The following is a 7,819-nucleotide window of genomic DNA, read 5'->3' as shown; positions in this document are numbered from 1 at the left end:
ACGATCCTCAACGAAAAGTCGGCATCAAGGTCAAACGCAAGCGCGCCGGTTGGGATAATGACTATTTGCTGCGATTGATTCGCGGAATTTAAGCGCGATTGCCCTGGAAGCTGTTTGACTTTTTAAGTCACGGATTCAGGTCCAAAAAAATAAGCTCTCGTTTACGTTAATAAATTTTACCGATTAGCGAAATCCCTAGACCGCCTTCCTTCTGATTGGTCAGCTCCCAAGTGCGAAAAACATAGCCGGTAACGAGCGCAAACAAAGGCTCAATGTTTCAAAAACGGATGACCAACCGAGGTCAAGCAGGCTGCCTGCCAACGACGACCGACACTGGCAACCGAGCGGGCGCGGCGTTGAGTGGAAAATGAGAGTTTTCGAAAAGTACGCTTCTGTTAAAACTGAACTCAGCCTCGGATTGTCTGAGTTGCGCACCGTCTTCGATCAAAATTTATTTTACAGTGCAACTCGTTTCCGATACCCGCCTGATCGATATTGGCGCGGTTCCGGTTTCTACTAAAGGTCGCTCGTTTGGATCAGAATGGAGCCGTCCTCTTGATAATAATCTTGCTCTATCAGATTTGCTGCCGCCTGTTGAATAACCGTGCGATGTTTGGCTATTAACTGCATAGTCGTATCGTCCGTGGGGCCGAATTTAACGCGAAGACTCTCGGATGAAATACGGCATAGTACCCGGCTTTTCTTATCGATTTGCGCCACAATGGTGGCCGTTTTTGTCATATTATTCCAAGATTCGAGTTTAGGGAAAGAAATCATAATGTCTCCTGATTTAGGTGATTGTCTAGTCGATGGTATCACCCATTAACTTTGCCATCGTGGATTATCAAAGATAACTTTGCCGGAACGCTGGAAACGGCGTTGCATATGCCTTCGCATGTAATAAAGCCAAATTTCTTTCGCCTTTAATTACAGTAGGCGATATACGTATTCCTCCGGACGGCATAGCCGTTTGCCATTCATTTGATGCACAAGCCACACTATACGCTAGTCCGTAACTAATAGCGGTTAGAAATATTTGGCGCGGCGAAGCGCTTCGCGGGGTGATGCAATAGAAGATGGAAGGATCTAACGGCTAGCTCGTTCACCAGCGCTCATCTCCCCGTGATCTTATTGACCGCGAACCGTTGGCTTCCCGGATCATTTCCGGGAATGGCGCCATTCAACCATTTTCTTTCGATACTTTGTCTTAGTGCAAACAGGGCGCTTTTTGCGGTTCAAAGTCGCCATTCGATATTCCGGTAGCTCATGCAATCGGCTTTGCCAGCAGTTCAGTCCTGAATATATTTATCAATGTCGGCTTGGTAATGTGGTTTGGTTATTGCTTAATATCCACTAGCTTAGTGCTTTTGTCGCAATGATGGCGCGCGATATGGCCAACCCGTCTTTACTATTGATGGATCCGAAGTCGTCCGCGGCGCATAAGGCCGCTGACCGTCACGCCGGCAGAGGAGCCATGCCTTCTGTAAAGTTACCTCGGACGCAGGTCGACCTAAAGTAGTAAGTTTTGTTCACTTTATGACATAGGCTATTCATGACAAGTACACCTGACCAAACACAGTCAGCAAAACCATCGGCTGATACCAATAAACGTCAGGATAATCCGCTCTGGTTGCAAATGTGGTGGGAAGATTGCACGGAAGAATTTCATCAGATAGTCGTTAATCCGCTGTTAACACGGTATTGGCACAACCAACACTTGAAAAAAAGTAGCCGGATACTGGTTCCGTTGTGCGGTAAGAGCCTGGATATGCTATGGCTTGCAGAGCAAGGGCATAGGGTAATAGGTATCGAACTAAGCCCCATAGCCGTTAAAGCATTTTTCGACGAAAATCATTTGAAAGTTAAAAAAACGCGTCATGGTAATTTTACCTGTTGGCAGTCGGGTGAAATTGTCATCTGGTGTGGTGATTTTTTCTCGTTGCAAAAACATCGGCTGGGACGTATCGACAGTGTATTCGATAGAGCCGCGCTGACAGCGCTGCCGGAAGCTGTCCGCGGGCAATATGTCACGCAACTTCGGACGCTGATTGAGGACGACGTGGGGATATTTCTGCTTACAGTTGAAGATGTTGCAAAAGATAGCGGGCAGCATGCAACTAAGATAGACAGTGAAATATCGGCGCTATACGGCGAGCATTTTGAGATCAAACTTACTCATGCGCAACGACTCAATTCTGTAGGCAGCTCGTCAGATCAGGTTTTTTATACTGACAGAAAAGTTTATCAAATGAGTCAACGTCATGCGGATGCCGGCAAGCATTCGCAAGACGGTCAGTAGTTAGGTTTTCCTGGGGGTAATATAGCTTTTGGAAGCGATTGAGCTTGATGCTGAAGGAAAACGGTTTAACACGCAACTCACAACAATCGCAGCCAGCCGAACCGTTCGCGACATTCAAAGCTCGCCGGCAGATGTGGGTGCGATGCATCCGACTTTATGACGTATCTGCAACCTATGGCCGATTTTTGATCCCTTATTTAAGATGTCGCACGTTGCTTCCGAGCAATCATCCCATTCATATTCCGGGATGAGTCCGCTTTACAGTTGTTTATCCGGATAGATTCCGCCGTGTAACCAGCGGAAGCGCTAATTCGGTTGAACTTGGTTTTGGGTCTTAGCAAGACTGATCTTTAGCACCTTCGGCGATACGGCTTGCATATCGAATGGCTAAGGAGTACTAATAACCGTTCGAACCGTTATTAATTCGGCGTAAATAGCATCAATTTGAATTTTTTATATATTGATTCTGTCTCTTTTAAGGCTGTCCTAACCCGGCCGGCGAGAGACAATCCGATTAATTTTAGAAAGGGAGAATAACAATGAACAGAATTAAATTGGTATTGGGCCCAATCAAACCGTTAGTTTTAGGAGGACTGGTGTTGGCAGCGAGTACTGCCGCGTATGCTAAGGATAAAGACTGTTGGGCCGAGTTTTTCGAAGATAGCCAGTATGGGGGTGAGCATTTTCGTTTAGAAGGGCCGATACAACTCGATAATTTGACAAGTGTACAAGGGAAAAATTGGGAAAAACGCATCGGTAGCCTCAAAGTCGGGCCGAGCGCCAAGGTCACGGTTTTCGAGAATCCGGATTTTAAACTGACGTTGATGGACGCGCATAAACATTCGGAACTGTTGAATTCCATGGGGCTTAGCGAGCAGGACGCCAAAGAGGATAGCGAGCTGATATTCGACGAGAAATCGAAGGTTCACGATCTGAGCGACTTTAATTTTCGCAATAAAATTAGCTCGCTGAAAATCGACTGCGACTGACTTTAGTGCTTAATACCGGCCGCAACGGCGAAATGCCCGATCAGGCGACCGAGTCGCGGGCATTTCGCTGGGCCGGGGTTAGGCGGGTTGCAACGATTTCCCGCAACAATGCGGTTGCATAGCTACCTGCCGGCAGCGTAAACGATAGGCTCAAGGTTTGGTCGTTTCCGAACTGCCAAGCCAGATGTTGCGGCATGACCCGTAAGGCACGCCGGTCGGCTTCCAGCTCCGATTTCAACAAACCGTCGGTCAACTCCGAATAATGAGCGATTATGCGCTGTTCCATCGTCAAGGCTTTGGTGTCGGCTGGCAATTTGCCTTTGCCGAATAACGCGCCGGTAGGATGTACGTCTCCGGTTTCGACGCGTGTATTCAAAGCGGTGTCGACAGTCTGCGCTTGGAAAAAACTATGGCTGTTGTTTAATTGCATTAGATCGCCGGGAATCGCCTGATTCCATGTTTGTGATTTGACGCGTTCGGCCAAGATTGAATTAAATAAGTAAGAGCGGGCCGCGGATAAATAAATCGCGCGCTGTTCGCGCCTGACCCTTGCGCCTTGAAACATTGCCACCGCATTTTCGACGTTGCGACCGTGGTGGCCGAAACGTTGTTCGCCGAAGTAATTCGGGAATCCGTTGTTTTTGATGGCTTGCAGTTGCCGTTCGCAGGCGGCACTGTCGCCTTGCCAGTTGCGTATTCGGATTCGGAACCGATTGCCCGCCAGTACGCCTCGTTTCAATTTACGGGCATGGCGGACGGCGGCCAGAATTTTCAATCCTGGGTTTTCCAACAAGGACCAATCGGGATCGACTAGTCCGGGCAACCAAACGCTGAACCATTGTTGGGTACGGCCGTGGCGGTCTTTCAAGCCGGCGAATCCGACGTCGCGCTGCCGAACGCCGGCATGGCGCGCCAATAGCCGGGCGATGTACTCGGTGTTTTCGCCGGTTTTTTCGATCTGTAAAAACACATGCTCGCCGCTGCCTTCCGGCGCGAACGGCAGTACTTCTTCGACGACGAAATCGTCGGGCTCGGTTTTGATCTCTCCGCTTCCGGCCGGGCCGCCAAAGGCGCAGGGCCATTCCGGCAACGAGTATTCGGTCACTTTTCGATCAGTACCACAGCCTGGACAGCAATGCCTTCTTTGCGGCCTTCAAAGCCTAGTTTTTCGGTGGTGGTGGCTTTGACGTTGATGAAGTCGACATCGACGGCCAAATCCTCGGCGATATTGGCGCGCATGCCGGGTACATGCGGCAGCATTTTCGGGGCCTGGGCGATGATGGTAATATCGGCATTGACCAGTTTGTAGCCCTTATCCTGCACGATTTTATAGACGTGGCGCAGCAATACCCGGCTGTCGGCGCCTTTGAATTCGGGGTCGGTATCGGGAAAATGCTTGCCGATGTCGCCCAGCGCCGCCGCGCCCAGGATGGCGTCGGCCAAGGCATGCAATACCACGTCGCCGTCGGAATGGGCTTCCAGGCCTTTTTCGTAAGGAATTATGACGCCGCCCAAAATGATGTGGTGGCCGTCCGTGAAACGATGGACGTCGTAACCCATGCCTACTCGTATCATGCTTGTTGCTCCATATAAAATTCCGCCAACGCCAGGTCTTCCGGGCGGGTGATTTTGATGTTGTCCGGGCGGCCTTCGACGATCTTGGGTTTATGGCCCAAAAGTTCCAATGCGCTTGCCTCGTCGGTGATGGCAGGATTGCCTTCAGTTTGCTGCAAGGCATCCCGTAACATACCGTATTTAAACATTTGCGGAGTCAAGGCGCGCCAGATACGTTTTCGGTCTATGGTGGCGTTGATGGTGTCGCCTTCGACGTCTTTTAAAGTGTCGTGCGAAGACAAGGCTAAAATGCCGCCGACTGGGTCGTTAATCAGTGTAGCGATCTGCCGATGAATGTCGCCGGCGGTTAAGCAGGGGCGGGCGGCATCGTGCACCAGCACCCAATCGTTTTCCGCCGCTTTTCCTTCAAGCGCTTTCAGCGCAGACAACACCGAATCGGCGCGTTCCTTGCCGCCGGGCGCGGTAATCACGTTGGGGTGTTTAGAGATGTTCAGTTCGGGCCAGTAGGGGTCTTCGGCGGAAATGGCTACGGCTACTGCTGTAAACGCGCCGGAGTCCAGTAATCTCGATAGTGTATGTTCGATGACGGCTTTTCCCGCCAAGGGTAAGTATTGTTTGGGGCGATCGGCCTGCATGCGCTTGCCGACGCCGGCCGCGGGCACCACGGCCCAGCATTGGATGGATTGATTCATGCGCTACTCAAGCACCTGAAAGAAGGTTTCGTTTTCTTTGATCATGCCCAACTCGTAACGGGCGCGTTCCTCTATGGTTTCCAAGCCGCGGCGCAGGTCTAAAACCTCGGCGTATAGCGAGTCGTTGCGGTCTTTTTTTTCCTGAATTTCCTTGTTCAGATCAGTCAGACGTTCGCGGTATTCGTTGATTTGCGAAACACTGGCGTCACCAAACCACAACCGGTATTGGAAGTGAATGATCAGACCGATAATGAGGGCGATGTTATATTTAATAGCAGTCTCTCGATTAAGGCCGGGTTATGCGTTAAGACATAACCCGGATGGTGCGATCTTAGCCCAGCATTTTGAACGCGCTACGGCCGGCGTATCGAGCTTTGCCGCCCAATTCGTCTTCGATTTTCATCAAACGGTTGTATTTGGCGACACGGTCGGAACGGCTCAATGAACCGGTTTTGATTTGACCGGTACCTGTCGCGACCACCAGGTCGGCGATGGTGGTATCTTCGGTTTCGCCGGAACGGTGAGAAACCACGGCGCTGTATCCGGCCGCGTTAGCCATATCGATAGCCGCCAAGGTTTCGGTCAATGTGCCGATTTGGTTGACTTTGATCAGGATGGAGTTGGCAATACCTTTTTCGATGCCTTCTTTCAGTATGGCGGGATTGGTTACGAACAAGTCGTCGCCGACCAATTGGATTTTGCCGCCCAGTTTTTCGGTTTGCAGTTTCCAGCCGTCCCAGTCGTTTTCGTCCAAGCCGTCTTCGATAGAGATGATAGGGTATTTGTCCACCCAGGCAGCCAGGAAGTCGATCATTTCTTCGGATGTAAAGCTGCGGCCTTCCGCGGACAATACGTATTTGCCGTCTTTAAAGTATTCGGAAGCGGCCGCGTCCATGCCAAGGTAGATGTCTTGGCCCGCTTTGTAGCCGGCTTTTTCGATCGCTTCCAGGATCACTTCGATGGCTTCTTCGTTGGAACGCAGGTTGGGCGCGAAACCGCCTTCGTCGCCGACGGTGGTCGCCATGCCTTTGCTTTTCAATACTTTTGCCAAATTGTGGAATACTTCAGCGCCGTAACGAATGGCTTCGCGGAAAGTAGGCGCGCCCACCGGCAGAATCATGAATTCCTGTAAATCGACACTGTTGTCGGCGTGAGAACCGCCATTAATGATGTTCATCATCGGTACCGGCATGACGAATTCGCCGCTTTTATTCATGAATTGATATAGCGGTTTGCCGGCTTCTTGAGCGGCGGCGCGAGCGGCGGCCATCGAAACGCCTAGAATTGCATTGGCGCCCAAACGGCTTTTGGCATTGGTGCCGTCCAATTCGATCATTTTTTGATCGAGCAATTCTTGCTTGTTGGCATCCATGCCGACCACGGCTTCGCGGATTTCGGTGTTGACGTTATTGACGGCAGTCAGAACGCCTTTGCCCAAAAAGCGCGACTTGTCGCCGTCGCGCAATTCGATGGCTTCGCGTTCGCCGGTCGAGGCGCCGGAAGGCACCATCGCGCTGCCGACGATGCCGGAATCCAAGTAAACTTCGGCCTCAACGCTGGGGTTGCCGCGCGAATCCAGAATTTCTCTTGCTTTTACATCGACGATTCTACTCATAGGTTTTATTTACTCCGAGAGATGGGTGTGAAGGTTAATTGTCTTTAAATAATTCGGTTAAATCGATTTTCAGGTCCGGAAACAAATGCGATGCGGCTTGGTCGTCACCGGCAAAGCTGACTTTCAATCGGTATTGACCGGACTCGTGCAAAACGAATTGCTGAATCAGCGCTTCATAAGGAAACACCAGCCAATATTCGTTTACGCCGGCTTCCGCATACAGCGCATGTTTAATTTGGGCATCCTTTTGGGAGCTTCCTTTGGACACAATTTCGATAATCCAGTCCGGTGCTCCGTTGCAGCCTTGCTCGTCCAGTCTGTCAGGGTCGCAAATGACGCAAATGTCGGGCTGGACGACGGTGAAGATGTCCTTGCTGGCGAGAATGGATTTCCGGCGGTCATACAAACGAACGTCGAACGGGGCGGAAAAAACTTGGCAGGGCTTATGTTCGAAATACATGAACACATGACTGCTTAGGTAAATTGATAACCGTTGATGATTGACATTCGGCGCCGGCGTCATCAGCGAAATTTTGCCCCTGATCAGCTCGATAGTCTCATCTAATTGCCAAGTCAAATAATCGGCATAGCTATAGCGAGCCGATAAATCAAGCTGCGATAACTGAGTGATCTTGGCCATGGCAATTCG

9 protein-coding genes are annotated in these 7,819 nt (G+C 50.6%); 2 read left to right on the top strand and 7 right to left on the bottom strand.

The genetic code is table 11. The features are described from left to right. Positions 1 to 516 precede the first annotated feature (516 nt). Positions 517 to 777 (bottom strand): DUF1488 family protein, encoded by a 261-nt coding sequence (locus ACW73I_RS20570; RefSeq protein ID WP_458031375.1) that lies wholly within the window; start codon positions 775 to 777, stop codon positions 517 to 519. A 775-nt stretch (positions 778 to 1,552) separates the two neighbouring features. Between ACW73I_RS20570 and ACW73I_RS20565 the strand changes: the two genes are divergently transcribed. Both ACW73I_RS20565 and ACW73I_RS20560 read left to right on the top strand, forming a co-directional pair. Next, positions 1,553 to 2,299: a thiopurine S-methyltransferase gene (locus tag ACW73I_RS20565; protein ID WP_458031374.1), complete on the top strand. Its 747-nt coding sequence runs from the start codon at positions 1,553 to 1,555 to the stop codon at positions 2,297 to 2,299. A 539-nt stretch (positions 2,300 to 2,838) separates the two neighbouring features. Beyond that, positions 2,839 to 3,288 (top strand): beta/gamma crystallin domain-containing protein, encoded by a 450-nt coding sequence (locus tag ACW73I_RS20560; RefSeq protein ID WP_458031373.1) that lies wholly within the window; start codon positions 2,839 to 2,841, stop codon positions 3,286 to 3,288. A gap of 40 nt (positions 3,289 to 3,328) precedes the next feature. Here the strand turns inward: ACW73I_RS20560 and truD are convergent, their stop codons facing one another. The 6 genes from truD to ACW73I_RS20530 all read right to left on the bottom strand — a co-directional run bounded on the left by truD (position 3,329) and on the right by ACW73I_RS20530 (position 7,810). Beyond that, positions 3,329 to 4,393: a tRNA pseudouridine(13) synthase TruD gene (truD, locus tag ACW73I_RS20555; RefSeq protein WP_458031372.1), complete on the bottom strand. Its 1,065-nt coding sequence runs from the start codon at positions 4,391 to 4,393 to the stop codon at positions 3,329 to 3,331. After that, positions 4,390 to 4,863 (bottom strand): 2-C-methyl-D-erythritol 2,4-cyclodiphosphate synthase, encoded by a 474-nt coding sequence (ispF, locus tag ACW73I_RS20550; protein ID WP_458031371.1) that lies wholly within the window; start codon positions 4,861 to 4,863, stop codon positions 4,390 to 4,392. Before ispF ends, truD begins: the two co-directional genes overlap by 4 nt. Then, positions 4,860 to 5,555 carry a 2-C-methyl-D-erythritol 4-phosphate cytidylyltransferase gene (gene ispD / locus ACW73I_RS20545; RefSeq protein ID WP_458031370.1) on the bottom strand — a complete coding sequence of 232 codons (696 nt, stop codon included), beginning with the start codon at positions 5,553 to 5,555 and terminating at the stop codon, positions 4,860 to 4,862. The genes ispF and ispD overlap by 4 nt, the downstream gene beginning before the upstream one ends. A gap of 3 nt (positions 5,556 to 5,558) precedes the next feature. After that, the gene (locus tag ACW73I_RS20540; RefSeq protein ID WP_458031378.1) at positions 5,559 to 5,792 is read right to left on the bottom strand and encodes a septum formation initiator family protein; all 234 of its coding nucleotides are present in this window, start codon (positions 5,790 to 5,792) and stop codon (positions 5,559 to 5,561) included. Positions 5,793 to 5,886: 94 nt separating this feature from the next. Then, on the bottom strand, positions 5,887 to 7,170 hold the full coding sequence (gene eno, locus ACW73I_RS20535; protein WP_458031369.1) for a phosphopyruvate hydratase: 1,284 nt from the start codon (positions 7,168 to 7,170) through the stop codon (positions 5,887 to 5,889). Between the two features lie 34 nt (positions 7,171 to 7,204). Further along, positions 7,205 to 7,810, bottom strand: a complete 606-nt coding sequence (locus ACW73I_RS20530) for a Uma2 family endonuclease (protein WP_458031368.1) — start codon at positions 7,808 to 7,810, stop codon at positions 7,205 to 7,207. Positions 7,811 to 7,819 lie beyond the last annotated feature (9 nt).

The sequence above is a fragment of the Methylomonas sp. MgM2 genome (genome assembly GCF_054172045.1).
Note: the sequence above shows the minus strand (reverse complement) of the source record. Positions and strands in the feature narration are given on the sequence as shown.